Annotated in this window: 26 protein-coding genes; all 26 read right to left on the reverse strand. The window is 29.2% G+C overall.

What is annotated here, in order from left to right; genetic code table 11:
• Positions 1–161 precede the first annotated feature (161 nt).
• The 26 genes from ACXGSQ_RS12155 to ACXGSQ_RS12280 all read right to left on the reverse strand — a co-directional run bounded on the left by ACXGSQ_RS12155 (position 162) and on the right by ACXGSQ_RS12280 (position 22,251).
• Positions 162–518, reverse strand: coding sequence for a hypothetical protein (locus ACXGSQ_RS12155; protein ID WP_458626437.1), 357 nt, complete (start codon positions 516–518; stop codon positions 162–164).
• Between the two features lie 191 nt (positions 519–709).
• Positions 710–2,626 carry an ATP-dependent nuclease gene (locus tag ACXGSQ_RS12160; protein WP_458626438.1) on the reverse strand — a complete coding sequence of 639 codons (1,917 nt, stop codon included), beginning with the start codon at positions 2,624–2,626 and terminating at the stop codon, positions 710–712.
• Between the two features lie 163 nt (positions 2,627–2,789).
• Entirely contained in the window at positions 2,790–3,404 is a 615-nt protein-coding gene (locus ACXGSQ_RS12165) for a hypothetical protein (protein ID WP_458626404.1), read from the reverse strand.
• A 158-nt stretch (positions 3,405–3,562) separates the two neighbouring features.
• Positions 3,563–4,390, reverse strand: a complete 828-nt coding sequence (locus ACXGSQ_RS12170; RefSeq protein WP_458626439.1) for a tetratricopeptide repeat protein — start codon at positions 4,388–4,390, stop codon at positions 3,563–3,565.
• Between the two features lie 189 nt (positions 4,391–4,579).
• Positions 4,580–6,688 (reverse strand): reverse transcriptase domain-containing protein, encoded by a 2,109-nt coding sequence (locus ACXGSQ_RS12175; protein WP_458626440.1) that lies wholly within the window; start codon positions 6,686–6,688, stop codon positions 4,580–4,582.
• 171 nt (positions 6,689–6,859) lie between these two features.
• Positions 6,860–7,228 (reverse strand): hypothetical protein, encoded by a 369-nt coding sequence (locus tag ACXGSQ_RS12180; protein ID WP_458626441.1) that lies wholly within the window; start codon positions 7,226–7,228, stop codon positions 6,860–6,862.
• A 4-nt stretch (positions 7,229–7,232) separates the two neighbouring features.
• Positions 7,233–7,544: a hypothetical protein gene (locus ACXGSQ_RS12185; RefSeq protein ID WP_458626442.1), complete on the reverse strand. Its 312-nt coding sequence runs from the start codon at positions 7,542–7,544 to the stop codon at positions 7,233–7,235.
• Positions 7,545–7,619: 75 nt separating this feature from the next.
• Positions 7,620–9,008, reverse strand: a complete 1,389-nt coding sequence (locus ACXGSQ_RS12190) for a hypothetical protein (RefSeq protein WP_458626443.1) — start codon at positions 9,006–9,008, stop codon at positions 7,620–7,622.
• 150 nt (positions 9,009–9,158) lie between these two features.
• Complete coding sequence (locus ACXGSQ_RS12195; RefSeq protein ID WP_458626444.1) at positions 9,159–9,431, reverse strand: hypothetical protein; 273 nt, start codon at positions 9,429–9,431, stop codon at positions 9,159–9,161.
• Positions 9,432–9,527: 96 nt separating this feature from the next.
• Positions 9,528–10,064 (reverse strand): hypothetical protein, encoded by a 537-nt coding sequence (locus ACXGSQ_RS12200; protein WP_458626445.1) that lies wholly within the window; start codon positions 10,062–10,064, stop codon positions 9,528–9,530.
• Between the two features lie 722 nt (positions 10,065–10,786).
• Entirely contained in the window at positions 10,787–11,176 is a 390-nt protein-coding gene (locus tag ACXGSQ_RS12205; RefSeq protein WP_458626446.1) for a hypothetical protein, read from the reverse strand.
• Between the two features lie 71 nt (positions 11,177–11,247).
• Positions 11,248–11,469, reverse strand: coding sequence for a hypothetical protein (locus ACXGSQ_RS12210; RefSeq protein WP_458626447.1), 222 nt, complete (start codon positions 11,467–11,469; stop codon positions 11,248–11,250).
• A gap of 130 nt (positions 11,470–11,599) precedes the next feature.
• Positions 11,600–12,127, reverse strand: coding sequence for a DUF6933 domain-containing protein (locus ACXGSQ_RS12215; protein WP_458626448.1), 528 nt, complete (start codon positions 12,125–12,127; stop codon positions 11,600–11,602).
• A 417-nt stretch (positions 12,128–12,544) separates the two neighbouring features.
• On the reverse strand, positions 12,545–12,934 hold the full coding sequence (locus tag ACXGSQ_RS12220) for a hypothetical protein (RefSeq protein WP_452231468.1): 390 nt from the start codon (positions 12,932–12,934) through the stop codon (positions 12,545–12,547).
• 274 nt (positions 12,935–13,208) lie between these two features.
• On the reverse strand, positions 13,209–14,126 hold the full coding sequence (locus ACXGSQ_RS12225; protein ID WP_458629357.1) for an IS3 family transposase: 918 nt from the start codon (positions 14,124–14,126) through the stop codon (positions 13,209–13,211).
• A complete protein-coding gene (locus ACXGSQ_RS12230; RefSeq protein WP_458626449.1) occupies positions 14,027–14,461 on the reverse strand; it encodes a transposase in 435 nt (144 codons plus the stop codon). The genes ACXGSQ_RS12225 and ACXGSQ_RS12230 overlap by 100 nt, the downstream gene beginning before the upstream one ends.
• A 198-nt stretch (positions 14,462–14,659) precedes the next feature.
• Positions 14,660–15,319, reverse strand: coding sequence for a hypothetical protein (locus ACXGSQ_RS12235; RefSeq protein ID WP_458626450.1), 660 nt, complete (start codon positions 15,317–15,319; stop codon positions 14,660–14,662).
• Between the two features lie 146 nt (positions 15,320–15,465).
• Positions 15,466–16,086 carry a hypothetical protein gene (locus ACXGSQ_RS12240; protein ID WP_458626451.1) on the reverse strand — a complete coding sequence of 207 codons (621 nt, stop codon included), beginning with the start codon at positions 16,084–16,086 and terminating at the stop codon, positions 15,466–15,468.
• 175 nt (positions 16,087–16,261) lie between these two features.
• Positions 16,262–16,648 (reverse strand): hypothetical protein, encoded by a 387-nt coding sequence (locus tag ACXGSQ_RS12245; RefSeq protein WP_458626452.1) that lies wholly within the window; start codon positions 16,646–16,648, stop codon positions 16,262–16,264.
• 160 nt (positions 16,649–16,808) lie between these two features.
• Positions 16,809–17,429, reverse strand: coding sequence for a hypothetical protein (locus tag ACXGSQ_RS12250; RefSeq protein WP_458626453.1), 621 nt, complete (start codon positions 17,427–17,429; stop codon positions 16,809–16,811).
• A gap of 160 nt (positions 17,430–17,589) precedes the next feature.
• A complete protein-coding gene (locus ACXGSQ_RS12255; protein ID WP_458626454.1) occupies positions 17,590–18,870 on the reverse strand; it encodes a tyrosine-type recombinase/integrase in 1,281 nt (426 codons plus the stop codon).
• 126 nt (positions 18,871–18,996) lie between these two features.
• Positions 18,997–19,443, reverse strand: a complete 447-nt coding sequence (locus ACXGSQ_RS12260; protein ID WP_458626455.1) for a UPF0158 family protein — start codon at positions 19,441–19,443, stop codon at positions 18,997–18,999.
• Positions 19,443–19,892, reverse strand: a complete 450-nt coding sequence (locus tag ACXGSQ_RS12265) for a WapI family immunity protein (RefSeq protein WP_458626456.1) — start codon at positions 19,890–19,892, stop codon at positions 19,443–19,445. The genes ACXGSQ_RS12260 and ACXGSQ_RS12265 overlap by 1 nt, the downstream gene beginning before the upstream one ends.
• 166 nt (positions 19,893–20,058) lie before the next feature.
• A complete protein-coding gene (locus ACXGSQ_RS12270) occupies positions 20,059–20,811 on the reverse strand; it encodes a hypothetical protein (protein WP_452231523.1) in 753 nt (250 codons plus the stop codon).
• Positions 20,812–21,548: 737 nt separating this feature from the next.
• Positions 21,549–21,794, reverse strand: a complete 246-nt coding sequence (locus ACXGSQ_RS12275) for a hypothetical protein (protein WP_458626457.1) — start codon at positions 21,792–21,794, stop codon at positions 21,549–21,551.
• Complete coding sequence (locus ACXGSQ_RS12280; RefSeq protein WP_458626458.1) at positions 21,784–22,251, reverse strand: RDD family protein; 468 nt, start codon at positions 22,249–22,251, stop codon at positions 21,784–21,786. The genes ACXGSQ_RS12275 and ACXGSQ_RS12280 overlap by 11 nt, the downstream gene beginning before the upstream one ends.
• Positions 22,252–22,915: the final 664 nt, after the last annotated feature.

The raw sequence follows: 22,915 nt of genomic DNA on the forward strand, positions 1-22,915 counted from the left end.
AATTTCCAAGAAATCAAGTCCCATAATATATAAAGAACAAAGAATTACAAGTATTAAAAATATATTATATAAAACTCTTCTTAATTCCCACCATAAAACAATTTGAAAACGACTTCTCTCCAAGTTACTTACTCTGAATATTTTTGAAAATATACTCACTTTTATTTTTTCAATTTAAATTGATTAATTCCGATTTCAAATATTAATTCATTATTTAGTTCAATTTGTTTTCCTTTTTTGTCATAAAATTCCGCAAATAATTTATTCGTATCAATTATTTCCAAAATTGCTCCTTTTTGTCCAGACTTTAATTTTTCGTTAAGGTTTTTAGTCAGTTCAATTTTTTTATAAAGATACTTTTTCTCCAATATTTTAATCGGTTCAATTTGTTTTTCAGTTCCAGAAAATAATTCGCCTATTTTATTAAAACCTTTTCCGATTAATCTGAAGAAACCATATATAATTCCTTCAAGTATTATGTCGATGAAAAGTTTTCCAATAATTTCGAATATTATCATTATTAATGTTTTTCAGCTTTTGTTTTCGGGTCTGTTGAGAAATTGCACACAACGTTGTTGTATATGGTTTGTTGCGTGTTTAAAGCAACTAATTTAGTAAATAATTACCGACCAAGAAAGTCCGCGAGGACTTTCGTAAGTAGGCGAGAAGCCAGCAATAAATTATATACGGTGTTGTGCGTTCGTGTTTTCTACTTATTTATAAATTCAACTATTCTATCAGTCAAGTTTAATAATTGTTGAGACTTAATTCCATCAATCCATGCATATTCTAACATTTTAGCAATAGCCAATGGATTTTTTTTAAGTCCTCCTGCATTTCCATAAAAGGCAATAGCTTTATCCTCGTATTTTCTTAAGTTTTCTCCAAATTCAACAGAGATTTCATCTGTTAAATTAGTTTTCCATGAAGTTAAATTTTCCTTTATTATAGAGTTTTCTGGCCAATTACTTTCGGAATTAAGATTCATTAATTCTAATATCGCTTTATTTTCTTTCTTATGTTGAGTAATTTCATGTTCTCTAGTCTTATCTGTATCACTATCATATACAACCATTGTTGGAATATCTAGCAGTTTTGCCATTGCTAAAGGCTTTATTAGTTTGTTTTTACCTTCAACAGGAACTATATGACAACCATGTCGTCTAAACTCTATCATCTTATTTGTAAGTAGTAAATATGAATTTATATGCGCTATATCTTCATGTCCCTCTACTAAAATTAATTTTTTACAGAAAAACATTTCATTAATTACTGGATTTAAGGAAGGGTATAGTTTTGCAACCATACCATTTTCGCTAACTAGTTTTTCTCCGACACTATGTAATTGGTCTGCTAATTCTTGATAGAATAATCTTTTTACTTTTGTTTCACTTGGTTCTCCAACTTCGCAAACTAATCTAATTTTATCAAAGCTATCTCCTGGTATAAATAATGGATTATGAGTGCAAATTATTATTTGTGAATTTGTTTGAGATAAATCAAAAAGAGTTTCAGCAAGGTATCTTGTCTGTGGTGGATGCTGAAATAATTCAGGCTCTTCAATACCCATGATTAAAGTCGGAACGTTTTCTGATTCAAAACTTGTTAACTCTTGTAATAAAGCTAACATATATGAACGTTGTAAACCATGTCCGAATCTCGAAAGCTCGCCTTCAAAACCTCTTTCTCCAACTTTTAGTCCTGCTAATGGTTCTTCAATTTTAATAGATTTTTCTGGGTCTTGTTTCCATTGAATTGAAGCCGTTATATTTGGGTGAGCCCAATTAGCTAATCGATTTTGAAGTGAACTAGAAATCTCATCTAATGTTTGTTGTTCAGCATCAAGTAGTTTTTGATATTCAGCACGAACGTTGTTTCTTAAATCTCTAACTTTATCATCAAAAGAAACTTTTGACCTTACTGTTCTAGCTAAAAGTTGTCCAAGAGCAGACTTTGATGATTCTTCACTTTCTTCGGTCGCATCTTTAATGGCAGGAACAAAAATCCATTGAACATGTGATTCAAGTTTATTTACTCCTCTTGAAACTCCATAAAATTGGTCTTCGCTAGGGATTAAAACACAATTTTCTGGATTGCTAGCCTCAAATGTATTTAAAGCTGAAGTCATATCAGCTTTAGAACTAGCAGAAGGTATTTCAGGATATTTATCCTTAAAAGATTTGAATATTGCCTTTAATTCGGTTGCTTTTGCCCCATTTTTATCGGCTTCAAAGAATTTTCTGAATTCTTCCATTCCGAGACGATTACCAAACTGTTTTACGTCAGCTCTTTCTGTAACTGTGTCATATTTTGCTATTGCAGTTACAACTAATTTGTCTTGTCTTACGTAATCAGCTAATTCTTCTTTAGCTTCGTCTGATAGAGAAGAAAAAGTAACAGTTATTTTTATATCTTTTGTTGTATCAGAATGATGAAAGTCATTTGCGGATAATTTTAATAAATCTGTTTGACTGTCTTTATTTTGTCTAAAAAAAAGGTTTAAAGCATGAAATACTGTTGATTTTCCAACTCCATTTGGACCAACAAATGTAGTATAGTCATCAAATTCAATAAATTCTTCTTTATATGCTCTAAAGTTTTCTATTCGTATAGATTCTATTTTCATTCGTGATTGGTTTTACATGACGCACAACGTGTTTGTGTATGGTTAGTTGCGTGGTTAAGCAACTAATTTAGTAAACTTTTACGAACCTGAGAATATTCCGAAGGAATATTCCAGATAAGCAGAGACAAAGCAATTAATTATACACGGTGTTACCTGCAGTTTTTTATTCAGATTTCACATAATTCGATAATACTAATACATAAAACATCTCATCTATATTTTCTATGTTTTCAGGTAGGAAGTGCATAAATACAATATTCTTATTATCAACTTTTCTAATGCTTAAAAAGTTCGAACTATATGTTAAGGATTCAATTTGTTCTTTAGGCAGAATTTTCAATAAAGCTTTGTCTTTTATATGACATTGAGGTTCGTTATAATGTAAAGTTAATTCCCCTTTACTTATTCGCCATTTCCCACTTATAATTTCGTCATTATCTACAATGTTAAATTTTCCGTCATTTGTTATTTCAATTTTCTCAAATACTTGTAAGTTGTATGGTTTTTCATTCGATGTTTTAACGCTGTTCAGATTCCAACTTCCAATTATTTCTTTACTAATTAATAAACTGTCCTTTTTAGTTAATAATTTCAATCTTGTTTCTTCCAACATATGCATATTGATGGAATCTAAATTTTTAGACATTTCACTTTTTAATAGAACTTTGCCTTTTGGATTTAGAGAATCATAAACCACAATTATGTCTTCTGGACTTACTTGACCAAATCCAAATGTACAAGTTAGAATTATTAATAAAGTGATTAGTTTCTGTTTCATTCGTTGCGTTTTTAATTGCAGGTAACGTTTATGTGTATGGTTAGTTGAGTGGTTAAGCAACTAATTTAGTAAATAAATACTAACTAGAAAATCCGAAGGGGTTTTCGTAAGTAAGCTAAAACTAGCAATTAATTATACACGGTGTTGCCAACAGTTTTTTAATATTTATGATAATATTTTCTCATTATAATTTCATAATTTCTTTCAGCTCCAAGTTCTCTAGCTTTCAAAAAATCCTTATGAGCTAATTCTTTTTTTCCTTTTTTTAAATAAATAAATCCTCTTGTCAAATACGTTCCAGAAAAATCTGATTTTAATTCCTCCGTTTTATTTAGAAATGGCATTGCTTTTTTAAATAATTCAAACTTAAAATATGATAAGCCAGTATTGTATTGAACTTTCCAATGGTTTGGATAGTGTTTTGATATTTTTCTAAAAATAATAAGGGCTTTTAAATGATTCTTATTTCTTAAATAACTGTATGCTAAATTTGCTTTTATAGCATTTTCTTGGTCAGTATCCTTTAATGCAATTTTAAAGTCTTTAATAGCTTCTTTATGACTTTCTAACGATGCATTCGCAAATCCTCTGATTATATGGATTTCGGTAAATGTTCCATTGTCCAATTTCAGAAACTCATTGCACGTGTTCAGAGCGTCTTGAAACTTATGTGTGTAAAATTCGTTAATTGAAGAAATGAATAAACTAATTTTTAATTCATATTCATCTAAAGTGTCTTTATCTATTCCGTCGACTATCTTTTGGGATTTATAAAAACCTTTAGTTGACGAATAAATCATTGCTTTAAACAAATGCACAAATTGAATTTCCGAATTCCATTCGATAAATTCATTACACTTTTCAATTGCAGAGTCAAAATCTCTAAATTCCCAGAATTCAACAGCCTTTTGAATTAGCTGATTCATAAAATCAGAGAAATTCTCTTTCATTGAAGCGTGCTCTAACGCATCAAAGGCTAATTTCATTATGTTAACATTTGCGAGCATTTCTCAAATTGTTGGCAACGTGTTTGTATATGGTTTGTTGCGTGTTTCAAGCACCTAATTTAGTAAATAATTACTGACCAAGAAAGTCCGCGAGGACTTTCGTAAGTAGGCGAGAAGCCAGCAATAAATTATATACGGTGTTGTGGTGTCGTTTTTTTTCTTTCTCTCTCAATATTTACGGTATAGGCAAATTTCTTTCAAGGATTCAATTTGTTTTCCGTGTAATTTGATTAATTCATTTTTATCTATTTTAACTCTAATTTTACCATATTTATCATAAGGGTGAGCTTCTGTTTTTTGATTGCGCTTTGAATTGATTTCAATCCAATATCTATTAGTTTTTGGAAGCTCATCATTAATAATTTTAGCATCTAAATTTACACCAAATTCACTTGCAGGTTTATTGATTTCTAAACGTTCACATATTTTGTCAAAACACAAGTTGTTAAATGTATTTAAATTTAAAATTGCAATGGATGGTTTGCTGAATCTAAATTTTTCATATGCAAGTAAGGACTCGTTTAATACTCCATAAATTTCGTCATCAGACCAAATTGTTCTATTGAAAAATGTTTCTGGACTAGTTATATTGTAATTATTTTTTAGAGTCTGAATAATATAATCTTCAAGAACACCTCCTTTAATTCTTTTAACATAACTATTATAATCATTATTCAATTCTAAACCTAAAAAGATACTTAAGTTACGTATTGAAAGATATAAGCCTTGTAGAGCTAATAAATCATTTTTATCTTTTAGTAACCTAATAGTAAATAGTTTTTTAAAAGTGTTGTCTTTGGATGATATAAATTTATAATCATTTATTTTTCTTTCTATAAAATAATTCCCGCCATTTTCGACCAATAAGAGTTCAAACAATTCGTTTTTATTATTATGATATAGCCAATCAATCATATAATATCTAACAAGCCAATTTCTATTTCCTTTTGAAATATATTTTTCAAATATATTTTCGTTGAATTCAATATTCGGGAACCATTTGAATATTAGTGCTATAAGATGATGGAATAAAATATCATCATCTGCCAATACAGAGTTTAAGAAAGAAAGTACATCAGATGAATTCTTATAATGTTTTTGTAAGTAAAACAAAATCCCTTCAAACTGTGTAAGAAGTAATTCATAATTTGAAATAATGAGTTCTTTTATTTCATCATCCTTATTTAGTTTAAAAAGAGAAAATCCAATTATTGTTTTATCTAAATAATCCTCCTTTCTTATATCGTTGTCTTGTTCAAAGCAATCAATAAATCTCTTTTTTAATTGGCGATGGGTTTTAGCTTTTAATGTTTTTTGTGGTTTGCCATCTGTTTCTTTTAAATATTCTTTATTTATTGCAGAGAACTTGTTGTTTTGTACTTTAAGTTCTTTTTTAATATCAATCACTTCTTTAGTAAATATTTTACCTCCTTGAGGTATTAAACCTAAATCTCTTGAAATTAAATCTAAAGCAGCAATAGCTTTTCTTGAAACTTTTTTGTCTTTACTAAAGATTCTAATATCATCTACATATCTTAAATATTTAATCTCTAGCTTGCCTTTTGTGGTTATCTCATCATCTAGATAGATTAAATATAAGTCAGCTAAAAATGCAGAGGACAAAGGACCTTGAGGTATTCCGTGTTTAGAAATAAAAGTTTTGTGATTAAAGTCGCCTGTCCAATTTTCTAAACAATCTTGAAGTAAATCAATAATATCATCTTCAATACCATAACTTTTTTTTAGAATCTGAAATAAAATACTATGGTCGATTGTATCAAAAAAAGAAGCTATATCAAATTCAGATAAAAACTTATATCCTTCATCAAAATATTTTATAGAGCGTTCACTAAATTTTTTCCAGCTTTTTTTCCAAGGTTGGAAGAAAAATATTTTATCTGTATTGTTTGAATTTGAGGGATTTACAATATTTCCAAAAATTGTATTTCCATATAAAGGTGCTATTTTGTCATAAGATGCATCAGTAATTATATTTGCAATTGCTTGATAAACTAGAAGGTCAGTAAATTTTAACATTGAAAGAGGTCGAACTAATTCATTCTTCTTCGGAATGAAAATTTTATGAGCTCTTTCTGGTTTATAAGTTTTGGTCTTTAACTGTTCAATTAAGGTTTGAATATTCGATTGTAAAAAAGTTTCGAAAATTTTTAAATCTGAATAATAAATACTCTTATATAAGTTTCGTTGTGCTGTTTTTAATCTGTAAAATGCCAGTTCGAAATTTTCTAAAGTTAAGAGTTTGTCGTATTGATTCATTCAGTTTTTATAGGTTTGAGTGGAAATGCACCACAACGTGTTTGTGTATGATTAGTTGCGTGGTTTAGCAACTAAATTAGTAAACTTTTACGAACCTGAGAATATTCCGCAGGAATATTCCAGATGAGCAGATACAAAGCAATTAATTATACACGGTGTTACCCAACGTTTTTATTCTTTTTCCAGTTCAATTACTAATTCATTTCTTGAAATTTCTTCTGTTACAATAAATTCCTTTGTTTTATATCCATCTTTCCAAATTTTAATTTTAGGTTCAATATTTGGGCAAAATCCGTAATTGTTAGAACGCATAAAAAATATTCCGATTGAATCAGTTGAGAAAATTCGATTAACTTCTTGCGATGCGACAGTAGAATTTATTATTTCAGTGCTTTCAATATTTAAGAATTCTAATCTAACTTTTTCTATAGGTTCTTTAGTTCGCGAATCAATTATTTCTCCGTCAATTATTACCCAACAATCACAAGAGGTTAACAGGAAAGAAATCAAAAGTCCAAAAATTAGATTTTTATATTTCATTCGATTAGTATGTTTTAGTCATTGAGATTGCTATCATAATTCCAATATATAAAAATGGAATTGCACTTAAAAAAATCCAAATCAGATTGTTTTTCAATTCGGTTTTATGTTTTGAAACCAAAAGTATTGTGTTTATAAACGACCATAAAATTCCACCGTAGAAACCAAACAAGAAGATTAAATTTCCATATTGATAAATCCAAGTTCCTCTGTAAGGTTCAACCAAATATTTTAAAAGCATTGCACTTAAACAAATCCCGATAATCAGGATTCCGCTTTTTTTAGTCCAATTTATATTTTTAAGCAATGTTTTCAATGGTTTGGTCAAATGTTGGGTAACGGTTTTGTATATGATTTGTTGCGTGTTTTAAGTAGCTAATTTAGTAAATAATTACCGACCAAGAAAGTCCGCGAGGACTTTCGTAAGTAGGCTAGAAGCCAGCAATAAATTATATACGGTGTTGGGCATAGTTATTTTTTTCGATTCAATTTCTTTGCATATATAACCTTGATTTTTAATAATTTCTTTCGGTAAATTCATTAAATAATTCCCACGTAATTGCCATAATATTAATGTTCCATCTTTAAGGAAAATCCATCGAGAAAAACTTCTTTTAGAATTTCTGTTTTCAGTTAACTCAAAGAAAATTGCATCTTTAAATTTTCCATTGTATTTATTTTTGTCAATTTCGTTATCAGCTAAATCTTCTTTAAAACTCTTTTGTGCTTCTTTGCTCAAAGATTTGGATTTAACCCAATGTATTTCTCCCAAACAATTCTCGCAATTTAAAGTGTAATTATAGACTGGATTTTTATTTAATAAATTTATTAGTTTGTCTTTTTGTTTAAGAATTGTTTTTGGTGAGTTCAAAAGCTTATTAGTTCCAAAAATTGTATAAAATTCAATATTTTTTGAAATAGTAGAATCTTTTAATGTCATTTCAAGACAACTGCGACCAAAGTTTCCTCCCCATTCAATTGAAGCCATATCAACAATCTGTGCTTTCTTTATTTCAAACTCTTTATTTAATGATTGAAAAACCTTTGAATACCTGTTTCTTGCTTCTATGTAGTTTTCTTTGTCATCAATAAATGCCTTATACATTTTATTAATTAAATGATAGTTGAAATTTTTACCACTTAATCTTTCTTTATTACTTGAAACATTATCAGGAAGTATTTCAGCAATTAAATCAGATATTTTAGAATCATAAACTATTTTTCCATTGATGTTCCAAGGTAACATAAATGGATTTTGTCCATTTGAATGTAAAGATAAAGTATCTTTTTTATGAATTAAATGAACATAAACTAATGGATAGTCATCTGTCCAATTCGAACCTTGAATCGACCAAGCTACTCTGTTTGCTTTTTTGCGGTCTTTTATAGTATTGATTGCAATAGAATCTATTTCCTCTGTGGTTTTTCTCTTTTTCGTATATTCTTTCCAAAGTTTTTCTGCATTCTGTTCTAACCACAATGAATCTTTTCCAAAAAAGTTCAACGGTTGTTTTATTCGTACTGAATCACGATGTATTAAATTGATTAATTCAAAGATTAATTTTGAATCAATTTTCTTAATTATGGAATCAGGTTTATTAAACGATGTCAGAAGAAAATCCTCTTTTTTAATTTGAAATTTATTGTCAAAATGCGACCAACCTCCATAAGAATCTCTTATCACAATTTTGTCCCAATTATTAGGGGAATTATCATCTTGTGAAAACACAATTTGTGTTCCGAAGAGTAAAATTAATATGATTGCAATTCGTACGTTCATAATTATGCCCAACGTGTTTGTATATGGTTTGTTGCGTGTTTTAAGCAACTAATTTAGTAAATAATTACCGACCAAGAAAGTCCGCGAGGACTTTCGTAAGTAGGCGAGAAGCCAGCAATAAATTATATACGGTGTTGTGTGTAGTTATTGTTATTCAATATCTTTTTTATTTTCCAAAATATAAGTGTGTTCAATTGTAAAAACTCCGTTCCATCCAAATGAAATTCCATTAGAACTAATTAATTTATAACCTCGATTTAAATAGTTATCTATTTCTTTTTTTATCGTAACCATATTGGTTGGAATACCTTTAGTATTATGTTTTTCTAATTCGATGGTTTTAATTTCTCCTTCTTCATTTACAATATGAAGGCTTTTTTTCATTGAAGCAAATGAACCATATGTTTCAATTGATTTAATCATTACAGTATTCGATTTTTCTTGAGAATAAACTGTTATTGATAAGAAACAGATTATTATAAATAAAAGACTTTTTTTCATTTTAGTTTTATTTAAAGATTAAGATTGTTTTGTTTTATTATTAGTTGTTAAAAATTCTTTCCAATATGCAATTGTTATCAGTAACGTTTTTTCAAAATCAAGTTCCTCATTTTTGTCGATTTGAATAATAAACCTTGAAACGTCAAAGTCTTTTCTACAAAAGTCTGAACTAAAATCTCCTTTTTTCAAAACTGTCTTTTCTTTTCTATTAGAATCTCTTAAGATGCAATGTTTTGTTCCGTTTGTAATTAATCTCATATATTCTAATTCAGGACATTGTTTTATTATAAATTGTTGATATAATAGAATTCCTGGAATGAATCTTGTTTTTCCTTTTTTATCAGTTTTTTCACTATTTTGAAATCTTATGTCGTCTTTATAAAATTCTTGATAAGTCCAATCTGTTAAATGCCAAGAATCAATTGCTGCATTCATTGCAAACCTTGGGTTTAAATGGCTTTTATCAAAATCTGAATATTCTTCCATTAGTTTATTAAACAACTTTTGAGATGTATCAATTTCAAATGTTAAATTTGGTTTTATTTTTTCAGACATTATATGAATTTGAGTTCGATTTTAATTACACACAACGGTCTCGTATATGATTTGTTGCGTGTTATAAGCGAGTAAGTTAGCAAATAAAAACCGAAATAGAAAAACCGCGAGGTTTTTCGACAGTAGGCAAGAAGCAGCTATAAATTATATACATTGTTAGCTATGAGTAGGCGCGCATAGCCTTTGGTAAAGTAGAGGTGTTATTTTTCCTGCCGAAAGCAAACACTTTAAATGCGTAGCCTAGAGTTAGCAGAAATGCTGAACACGATTATATGTTTTTTATTTAAGAAGCCATTGCAGATAAGCTGTGTCCAATTCACGCATGTGTTTGCTTATTCGACTAAAGCACTGACGCCTTTTTTTATTTTTCAGCGCAAACTTGCTAACGCATGACTTTTAGGGAATGTTTGAAAAACTTCAATGGATTAGTTAAAACAATAAAAATTGCAAATAGAGAACGATCTTAATGCGTTTTATTTTAAAAAAAGGAATAATAGCACAAAGTTCACAGAAAAGGAAACGGCAAAACGAGAGGCTTTAATCTTCTAAAGAGGAACGGAAGTTTGTTTGCGACTATTATTGCTAACGTGTTTGTGTATGATTAGTTGCGTGGTTAAGCAACTAATTTAGCAAACTTTTACGAACCTGAGAATATTCCGAAGGAATATTCCAGATGAGCACTGACAAAGCAATTAATTATACACGGTGTTGTGCGTTCGTTTTTATTCTGATTTAAACATATTTTCATAACTTTTAACGTGATGAGGAAATTCCTCTTCATAAAATGGATAAGGAATTCCAAATATTGATATTTCATATTCTTCATTATCCATTCCGCTTATTTGATTTCCAATACCAATTATTTCAATTCCGTTTTGATTCGTGACTTTAAGTTCCGAGATAGACATTGTAGAAATCATTTTGTCTTCAGGATAGTCGTAGGCAAGTTCAATATTTTTTTCTACACAATACTTTTTAATAAATTCATATCCAAAATTCGATTCTACAAACTTTAATTCTCCCAAAACAACTCCCATCGGTGCATCGCCTTTTTCCAATTCAGAAGTTCCAATTAAGATACCATTTAAATGTAAATTATAAATTTTATTCATAAATGAAGCCCTTTTTATATTTGATAAAAATTCTCCCAAGTTTATTTTTTGGAATTGAAATTTATTTTGTTTTAATAATTTTCTATTTTTAAAACCCAATCATTAACAGGTATTTTAAATTTTTCAAACGCATAATTCATTGCTTCATCTTTCGAGTTTTGCAAATAGTCATTAATAATTTTTCCATTTTGGTCTATTTTATACAAATACCAACCAACTTCCGGAAAATCTTCTTCAATCAAAAAAGTTTCTGTGTTCGTTTTTATAATATATTTTTCAAACAATTTTTCCATTTCGTTTTGTAAATGACGCACAACGGTTATGTATATGATTAGTGGCGTGTTTCAGCACCTAATTTAGCAAATAAAAACTGAATAGAAAATCTGCAAAGATTTTCGTAAGCAAGCTCAAACTAGCCATTAATTATATACGGTGTTGTGCGTAGGCTTTTATCATTTCGTCCATTTTCTCTTTCGGATATTTCCAGTTCAACATTTTATTAGGTGAGCTATTCAATTTATTGTTTAAATCTCTAAATGGCATATTATCATAAGTTCCATAGTCTTTTTTCCAATCGTCCATTTGAAATAAACAGTTATTCAAAGAGCCACTTGTACTTCGGTCATTATTTGTTTCGCACAAATTAATTTCTCCAATTATTTTATCGACCAATGTGTAATCTGTTTTAATTCCATCATTATTCAATTGAAAATACAGCGTTTTCTTAAAAATAGTGGATATATTTTTCAAATCAGATTTTTTTACATTTGGTATAATCACAAGATATTTTGTTAATTTATTTATGATTAACCAGCATTTTTTATTGCTCACATAAAATAGAGTAGCGGTCCAATTACCTAGAAATTCATTTTCTATACTATTCTCACTAGAAATAAATTCATTAGTTGTTTTTTCAAGTTTTCTAGTTGTAAAAATGTTTGTCTTAATCATTAAATTTTCTTTAACATAGATTTTTTGCATTATAGACAAAAGTCTAGCGTTTTTTTCTTTTAGTGAATTTATTAATTTTTACTTTAAAATCTAAAAAAAATCGTTTCAATTTAAATTCCAGCGTAACGTTCCGCAAGAGTAAAAAATTCCTACGTAACGTTTTTCAGTTTGTGATTAGTTTTTCGTTTATAAATGTCCAAATGATTAAATTTTAGCTTGATTTTTGTTGGTTTGTCAGCTTACGCACAACGTGTTTGTATATGATTAGTGGCGTGTGTAAGTAACTAATTTAGCAAATAAAAACCAAATAGAAAATTCGGAAGAATTTTCGTAAGCAAGCTAAAACTAGCCATTAATTATATACGGTGTTACCCAACGTTTTTATTCAGTTTGATTATTTTAAATAATTCTCTTTAATCAATGTGGTATTGTTTTTTTTAATTTTTCAATTCCGTGAAAGATGATTATAAATATTAAACAACTTATTATATGAAATAGAAGTCCAAAAACTCCTAAAGAACTCAACACAAAATAGCAAACTACTCCTGTTATAATTCCAACTAACAAACCAAAGAAACCATTCAGCAATCTTTTTTGTTTGCTCATTATTATAAAGTAAATTGTACTTAAAATACAAATTGATTCAAACTGCTTTGCTAATCCGTTGTCTTTTCCTGCATAAAATCTCATATCATAAGTTCTTATTCCATATTCAATTATACCTATTACTATTGTTGTAAGCACGATAAAAATTATGAATAAAATTTTTCTATTCATTATATTTTTTTTAGGTGTTTTCCAATTCATTCGTTGTAAGGTATAAGTCCAAAAAAATATAATGAGATAAGAATAATTGATAATATGATTCCTGCGATTTTGCTATAAAAAACACTAATAGTAGTGTAGTTTGCATCGTTCTTATATTTGTAATACCATTTTTTAATTCCAATTATAGAATATAAAAAAAATACTATACAAAATATTACAAGTAAGGTTGAACTTTTCATTAAGTTACCGTCTTTCAGGGTTTGTGTATTATACTGATATAGGTTGACTCTTTTTTAGTTAAAATTCTTCATTCTTAAATCGTAAGTTCAAGTAAATTTACTTTATTTTTTCGATACGACTTGTATTTGATATTAGGATTTAAATGTACTTCTGCAGGTTTTCTTAATTCCAGGCTAAAATGCGTTCTTAAATTGTTATAAATATAGACTGCTTGCTCAGTCATTTTTTGAGCTAGTTCTGTGTTTTTAATAGTTTGTTTTAATCCATATTCGTATTTCAATGTTCTGTTAATGCGTTCTGCTACAGCATTTTCATAAGGGTCGTATTGCTCAGTCATGCTCATTACTATATTGTTGTCTTCCGCAAATTTTGTGTATTTAGGATTGCAGTATTGAAAACCTCTATCTGAATGATGAATGATCTTTTTACCGGGATATTTTCTATTTTTAATGGCCATAGCGAGTGCATCGGTGCAAAGTGATGTCCTCATATGATTATCGAGTTTATAGCCCATAATCTGTTTAGAATAAGCATCTGTAACTATGGCCAAATAATTATGACCATATTGTGTTTTAATGTAAGTTATATCGCTTACCCAAAGTTGTTCTGGTCGTCTAGGAACGTGGTCTTTAACCAAGTTCTTATATTTTTTGTACATATGGTTTGAGTTTGTAGTTGTGATATAATTTTTAGTTTTTGGAATCAAAAGATTGTTTAGCCTAAGGAAGCGATAGAACTTGTCTCTGCCGATTTTAATATTAGCGTTTATAAAGTCTTTCTTTAGTTCTTTATGTAGCTTAATTCCACCAGTTTTAGACCCTACTGTTTTACGGTAGTCTTTAACCATTTTAATCATTTTTTGATGATCTCTTTCTTTTTTCTGTTGCGTTTTTAACCTTTTGTAGAAGGCTTGTTTAGATACCCCAAAACATCCATAGAGCCATTTTCTTTTAAACGGTTTTTCTTCTTTAACTCTATCTCTTTTGCTAATGTTTTGGGAAGTGACTTTTTTGACATATCGACTCCTGTAATAAGTTCCATATCAGCGATAATGTCCTGTTGGAAGTCTTTTTGAAACTCAAGTTCTTCAATCTTCTCCTTTAGCTTTTTAATCTCGTCGTTTTTACTCATACCCATATCTTGTTGTACTAAGGTACTGTATTTTCTTATCCAATAAGAAATAGTTGTTCTAGGAATATCATATTTTTTAGAAGCTTGGTTGTTTGAAATCTGACCATTTAAGATTTGGTCAACGACTAAAAGTTTAGTTTCTAAAGTAGTTTTTTGATAGCTTTTTTTTCGCCAGTGTTCATTTTTTGTTTTCATAAGTGACTGTAATTAATTGCTTAATTTTTAGTCAACCTATTTCAGGAAAATTCATTGGTCAAATGTTGGGTAACGTGTTTGTATATGGTTTGTTGCGTGTTTCAGCACCTAATTTAGTAAATAAAAACGGAATAGAAAATCCGCGAGGATTTTCGTAAACAAGCAGGAACTAGCAATAAAATATATACGGTGTTAGCCTTAGTTATTTTCCAGTTTAAATTTTACTTTTCGTTTATTCGTTGTGTTATAATCATCATCTGATTTTAATATATTATTCTTAAAAGTTAATACTCGTTCAAAATTTGACTCAAAATGATAATGACTATAAATGTCATATGATGTTATTTTTAAAACACTTAATTCCGAAATTTTCGTTAGTTCAATATTTAAAAGAGAGCCTTGAATAAAAGTTTCGACAATTGGGTTTTCGATATTTTCAAATATACTTTTCGATATTTTCACTATTCCATTTTCAAAGTCTCCATAAAAATATTTTTCTTTGAATTTAATATGTCCAGATGATGAATTTGGTTTTTTATCAAGTATCTCAACCAACAACGTGTCAGTTTTATTAGTTCGGTCGTATATTTTCGTAATTCTATTTTCATCCTTAATCTCTTTTTCAGAGTCTCCGAAACTTAAAAACAATTTCTTTCTTTTTATTTCATAAGTTCCTTTTCCATACCAAAGTTGTCCGTCATCAGTTTTGAATTTGTGTTCAAAAGTTTTTGATTTAGGATACAAAAAGTACTTGTTACTAAACATTGAGGAATTTTCTTGAGAAAAAACCAAAGTATCTTGAGCAGACAATTTTAATATTGTCAGCATAAAAATCATAAATAGGAACGGTTTTTTCATAATTAAGGCTAACGTTGTTGTGTAAGATTAGTTGCGTGTTTTAAGCACTAAAGTTAGTAAATAAATCACAGATAGAAAGTCCGCGAGGACTTTCGTAAATTGGCTAAAACCAGCAATTAATTTTACACGGTGTTACCAAATGGTTTTTACATTCCAACGTAATCAGTTTTATTAATTTCTAAATTTCCAATTCGACTGTTTTTAATTTTTATAGAATACCAAACTGTCCAAATATTATCTGTGTCAGGAACTCCTAAACTTGAATTCAGATAAACATTGTTTCCTAAAATACTGTCAATTTCGGTTGTCAAAAGATTACATTCTGCGTAAAATTCAGGAATCAGTGATTTTTTAAAGTCAGTTCGGTCAATTTGTTTTTTATCAACAATTGAGTTAGTCAGAAGTTTAAAATCCGTTACCATTTTATGAGAATGGTCTAAATATGGTTGCTCTCCATTTTGAGCTAAATTCCTAACTATTGAACTATCGTTTAAACTATAAGTTTTTAATTCAAGAGTATGTTTTAAGTCAGAAATTTTAAATTCTTTTTTGCTTGAAATAGTGTCAAGGATTAGAGCCCAATAATTATTAATTGTATCCTTTTCCTTTTTTGTTCGTAAAATTTCTAATTCTTTTTTCGGTACAGATTCCGTTTCTGCATTTAACTCCGTTTTTGGCTTAAATTCAGATTGAGTTTTCTCCGACTTTTTTCGGTCGCAACTTGATAGAAACGAAAATATTAATATTAAATAAAGAAGTTGTTTCATTGTTCGGTTTTCAACTGTTTGGTAACGTTTATGTATAAGAATAGTTGCGGGTTTGTATGCGAGGATTTTCCGAAGGAAAATCAGACGTTACAAACACGAAACGACCTTTGATTAAGCACTAAAACCGCAATTATTTTTATACGGTGTTGTAAAACGTTTTTTATTCAGATTACTATTATTCATTCCAACTAATCAAAATTCGTTTAAGATTTTCAGCTTTTACTAAATAAAATATTGTCCAAAGTAATATCCAAATTATAAATGCTAAAAAGAAGAAAATCAAATTTGTTCCGCCAAATTCCAAATCCAAATAAACAAATAAAAATGTCATAACCATTGCTCCAATAAAATTGAAAAGAGTTGCGTTTTTAATACTCATTTCAATCATTCCTGTCAAAAAGTTCCATCCGACAAGTTTGTCTTTTATTTTAATCTTTTCAGAGTCAGAGAAGTCAATTATCGTTCTTTGAGAAAAATCCATTTTTATTATTAGTTCGTTATTTTTCTTTTGATATTTATAATCAAATTTTTTCAATAATTCTTCCGTTTTGTCTATTTCCATAATGTTTTGTCAAATGTTTTACAACGTTGTTGTATATGGTTTGTTGCGTGTTTCAAGCAACTAATTTAGTAAATAATTACCAACCAAGAAAGTCCGTGAGGACTTTCGTAAGTAGGCGAGAAGCCAGCAATAAATTATATACGGTGTTACCAAACGGTTTTTAATCTCCAACGTAATCAGATTCTTTAATATTTAAATTTCCTATTTTTTTATCTTTAATGTTAATCGAATACCAAACTCTCCATTGATTACCAGTATCAGGAACATTCAAGTCAGAAGTCAGATAAATAGTGTTTCCTAAAATGCTATCAATTTCGGTTGAGAAAATATTACATTCTGCATAAAATTCAGAAATCAGAGATTCTTTAAAATCAGTTCGGTCGATTTGTTTTTTGTCAACAATTGAGTCAGTCAAAAGTTTAAAATCAGTTACCATTTTGTGAGAATGGTCTAAATATACTTGTTTTTCATCTTGAGCTAAATTCCTAACGATTGAGCTATCATTTAAACTATAAGTTTTTAATTCAAGAGTATGTTTTATGTCAGAAATATTAAATTCTCTTTTGGTGGAAATAGTGTCAAGAATTAAAGCCCAATAATTATTAATTGTATCTTTTTTCTTATTTGATTGGGTATTTTCCAATTCTTTTTTTGGTTCAGATTTCGTTTCTGCTTTTAATTCCGTTTTTGACTTAAATTCAGATTGGGTTTTTTCCGACTTTTTTCTGCCGCAACTTGATAAAATCGAGAATGTTAATATTAAAATCAGAAGTCGTTTCATTGTTCGGTTTTCAACTGTTTGGTAACGTGTTTGTATATGGTTTGTTGCGTGGTTTAAGCAACTAATTTAGTAAATAATTACCGACCAAGAAAGTCCGCGAGGACTTTCGTAAGTAGGCGAGAAGCCAGCAATAAATTATATACGGTGTTGTGTGTAGTTTTTATTTTTTAAAAATTATATTAATTAAATCTTCTAAATATGCTTTTATTTTCTGTGTCTCTGGATAATATTCACTTGGATGTCCGCAATAATTTCTTAAATCTAAATGTTTATCTAATTCTCCTTTTTGATGTTTTGTGATAAGTCCGATTTTATTTGCTATATCTAGAGTGGTTTTATCTTTCAGTCTCTCAAAATCTGATACTTGTTTTATTGGTTTTTCTCTTTGGTTAATTTTTTTTAGAGCTTCGTTTATTTGTTTGTACCCAATTTCTACACACTTGTTTTGTAAATTTCTAATCGCTGAAGCCCAAACAAATACAACTCCAGCCCTCATTGCTCCGACTTTGAAACAAGCGATGCTTTCTCTTAAATAATCTCTTTCGTCCAAATTAGAAATTGAATCAAAGATTTTTTCAATTTCTACAGTATTGAATTTATTAGTGTCAATTATAACGCCCAATTTGTCAATTGGTGAATAATTTATTTTGTCGCTTTTCCCACAAAGATTATAATAAAATTGAACTGTGTCCGAATTATGAACTTGCATACTTTTGAGTAATGCAGGTAAAGATTGACCTTGTTCAACCATATGTTTAATGTAGCAATATCTTAAACTTATTAGTGTAAGTTCTTCTTTTATTTCTGCTTTTATTTTCGCTCTTTCTAATATTTTTCTAATACTTGATACAGAATATTTAGTGTCTTTTTTTTGACCTTCAAATAAATATTTTTTTGGTTTATACTGAACGTAATATTCTCGAAGAAGTTTTAATAGTTTATCAGAAAGATGAGGGTATCTTATTTTTCCAGTTTTAGTATTTCTTACTCTAATTTCTTTTTTGTCAGATAGAATGTCTTTTGGTGTTAGTTCTAATAACTCTTCAACTCTCATTCCAGTAGCATACAATAATGTTATCAGAGTTTTGTGTTTTAAGTTTTCAAACGTTTCAAGCAGTTCTTTAATTTGATTTTGAGAAATTACATTAGGAATGTGAGAATCTTTTAAAGGCAATCTTAATGAGTGAAATGGATAATTTTTTCCAAGAATTTCATTAAAATATAGTTTAAATGACCAGTAACAATTCTCCATACTGGATGGTGATTGACTTTTCTTAATTCGATACAAGTATGAATCTATTTGGTCAAAATTTATTTTTGAAGGTTCAATTTGACTGTAAAATTCAAATAATTCAGTCAGTTTTTGAGAATAGACTTTTTTAGTAGCAGGAACAAATTTCCTTTTTTCAAATTCTTTATTTAATAGTTCTTCTGTTGTCATTTCTCAAATTACACACAACGGTTTTGTGTATGATTAGTGGCGTGTTTAAGCACCTAATTTAGCAAATAAAAACCGAATAGAAAATTCGCGAGGATTTTCGTAAGTAGGCGAGAACCAAGCAATTAATTATACACGGTGTTGTGCGCTGGCTTTTCCGCTGTCTAATTGATTTTCTACTATTTTTTCCAACTCACTTTTCTTAAATTCAAACCAACTTTGTCTAAATTCAGAATGGTCGATTTTATGCTTAAAATTCTGAAATGGCTTTTTATTCGCTAACACATTTTCCAATTCCGACTTTAGATTTTGGTCAGATAACTGCTCAACAAAAAGCTCCATAATTTTAAACGACTCAAAACTTTCTAAAGTCTCAAATTTTATAAAATCCGTTTTATTTTTTTCCACTTTTCCTAAACTGTCACTAAAAGCCTCTTTAAAATCTTCCTCGTCCGAAAATTGTGAAAAATTCGGAATTGCAACAATTTCGTTAGTTTTAGAATTGTAATAACAGTCGAATCCGCAATCCAATTCTTGCGCTATTTCCTTTATTATTTCTGATTGTTTTTTTTCCATTAGATTGCTCTTCTCGGATATTGTTCAACTTGTTTTTCTAATTCCTTTACAATTAGTTTTAATTCGTTGTTGTTAAAAATGCAATCTACGAAATAATCTTTATCATCATCTGCACTTTGTGGTCGAAATTCTAAGTCAAATATTATTCTGATATGCTTTTCTTCTAAATTCTTTTTGGTCAGTTCAAATTCCAAGTTTGGTTCCATAAAAACAAGTGAATCAGAATCAGTTTCTATATTATTCGAGAGTTTTTCAAACCAATCTTTAATGTCTTTTAAATCTCCAACTAAAAGTGATGGGTCAACTGTTTGCCAATTTCCACAATCACTTTTTACTTTTAAATAAACCAACAACCAATTTGAATCATATTCACAATTTGTTATTTCAGGAAACTGATAATTCGTTATTCTAAATTCAACAGATTGGTTGTTAATTCCATTAAATATCATTGGATTACGATGGTTTTTTCAGCTTGCGCACAACGTGTTTGTATATGATTAGTGGCGTGTTTCAGCACCTAATTTAGCAAATAAAAACGGAATAGAAAATCTGCAAAGATTTTCGTAAGCAAGCTAAAACTAGCCATTAATTATATACGGTGTTGGCATTTCGTATTTATCTTCCACAATTACAGTTTTCTATCCAATCCTCTTTGTAAAAGTTAAAATAGTCTTTTGTGACTTCGTATGATTTTTTAAAGTCAAAATTCAGATAGCTTTTATACAATTCACGATATGAAGCTGGAAATCCGCTTTGCATATTCTTGGTATGCACAACATTATCTCTTAAATGCTTTATCTCTAATAGAAATTCATATTTTTTCGGATTGTCTTTCAAAAACGATTTATTCATTATTTGCGGTATAGCCTTTTTAATTTTGTTCAAAAAGTCCATTGACCTTTGTGTTCTTTCCTTATTATAATTTTTACTTTTAATTTTAATTGAAAAATCGTCTGGAATTAAACTGTTGTTAAAAGCCTCGATTGATGTAAATAAATTAATGATATAATCAGATGACAATTGAAAGAAATTATAAAAAGCGTGAGATAGGTCGCTGAAATTATTTGTTGTCAAATTCGATTCGAGAAGAGTTGATTGAATCTTTAGTAATTCGTTCAGTTTGTCTTCTGCGTTTGTAAAATACAGGATTGATGGCTCTGGTTCAGGAATCATATATGGTTTTCCGTTAATCAGGTGAACAAAACCTTGAATTATGGTTTTATCTTCCAATTGCATAAAAACTTTTGGATATTCCTCAAAGTCAACTTCGTTAGATTTTTTCGCATATTCATTCACTTCGTCTAATTCGTCGAACTTAAAATCAACTTTAATGTTACCTACAAATTTTCTTTTGGAATGTGGTTTCATATGAATGCCAACGGTCTCGTATATGATTTGTAGCGTTATTTCAGCAAGTAAGTTAGTAAATAATAACGAAAATAGAAAAACCGTGAGGTTTTTCGACAGTAGGCGAGAAGCAGCTATGAATTATATACATTGTTAGCTAACGTTTTTTAATTTTTACGTACTACTCCTTTGTGCATTTCCGCACGATTTGTTTTTCATACGTAGTTTCATTTTTTTTACTTAAATGTCAAAAAAAATCTCCAAAATATTATTCCGTTCTTTTCCGTAAAGAGAATCAGTTTTGTTTTTCATCTTAATTTTCGTGACATCAGAAACGATTGATTTAAACAACTAAATTCCGATTATTCAAATTGCGAACAGTTCGGCCGTACGTTTTACCATTCCGCTTATCAGCCAAAAGTTGAGGATTGCAATATTTTCGAATTAATAAACAAAAGTTGGGCAAGCCAAATTTCGTGCGTAAAGTTCCGAAAGAGTAAGAAATTCCAGCGTAATATATTTTAAGTTTCAGTTTTGAATTCCAGTGTAGTTTTTGGGAGCAAATAAGTAAAGACTTTAGTGAAAGCCTTGAAATTGTTGACACGCACAAAATGTTTGCTAACGTGATTGTGTATGGTTAGTTGCGTGGTTAAGCAACTAATTTAGTAAACTTTCACGAACCCGTGAAAATTCCGCAGGAATTTTCGCAAGTAAGCTAGAACCAAGCAATTAATTATACACGGTGTTACCATACGTTTTTATACATTCGTATTGGGAAACTCTCTCTTAATAATATCAGTTACGATATTCTTTAAGTCAGATGGACATTTTTCAGTCGTTTCAATTATTCTCGTTTTTCTGATATCTCTCCACCAAATTAATTCATCAATCGTCAATTCGCCCAAATCATATTCTTTTTCGGATAGATATTGTTCGATAGATTTCCTAACTCTTTGAAATTTTTTTTCAAATTCTGGATTTTCAAATATGTTTTTAAATGCCATTATCAGTTTTTGAATTATTTGTTTTTATAACAATAGTTTTCGCCCATAAATCTCCAACTCTTTGATTTAAATCAGTATTCTTAATTGTTACAATTCCGACCAAGCCAAAAAAGAACATATCAATTGGGTCAAGTAAATGTCTTTTAAATGATTCGCCAAAAGTCAGTTTTCGGTTTGTTCCGTTTTTCGGAATCGGTTTAAGTCCGACTAATGAATTTCCGAGTGTTGCTCCGAAACCAATTTCAAGTCCAACAGTCATTATCAGCCAAAAAATCATCGGAATTAGAGCTGGTAATCCATTTAGTGAATAAACACCTTCGTCATTCGGTTCGCCAATTGCGTAAATCAAAATGAAAGTAACAATGTAAATTATTATGTAATCAACTAATCCAGCTGCAAATCGGTTTCCAATATTTGGTTCAGTTTTAATTTTAGTAGTTAGGTTTGTTTCGTTCATCGGTTTTTCTCAAATGTATGGTAACGGTCTCGTATATGATTTGTAGCGTTATTTGAGCAAGTAAGTTAGTAAATAATAACGAAAATAGAAAAACCGCGAGGTTTTTCGACAGTAGGCAAGCAGTAGCTATGAATTATATACATTGTTAGCTAAGGTTTTTTCTTTTTTTCGAACTATTCCTTTGTGCATTTTCGCATTTTAGGTTATTCGGACGTAATTTTCAATTTTGACTTAATATCATAAATATCTCCGAAATTTTATTGATTTTTTTTCGCAAAGAGAATCAATTCTGGTTTTAATGGATGTTTAGGACATCAAAAACGTATGATTTTAGCAACTAATTTCTGATGAGTTAAATAGCGTACAGATCAGCCGTACGTTTTGCCATTCCGCTTATCAGCCAAAAGTAGAGGATTGCTATAATTTTGAATTAAAGAACAGAAGTTGGGCAAGCCGAAATTCGTGCGTAACGTTCCGTATGAGTATAAATTCCAGCATAATATTTTTTAACGTTCAGCTTTAAATTCCAGCGTAGTTTTTGAAAGCAAATAAGTACAGAATTTAGTGAAAGCCTTGAAATTGCAGGTTATCACCAAAATCTTTGCTAACGTGATTGTGTATGGTTAGTTGCGTGGTTAAGCACGTAATTTAGCAAATAAAACAC

It is taken from the genome of Winogradskyella sp. PC D3.3, assembly GCF_054366245.1.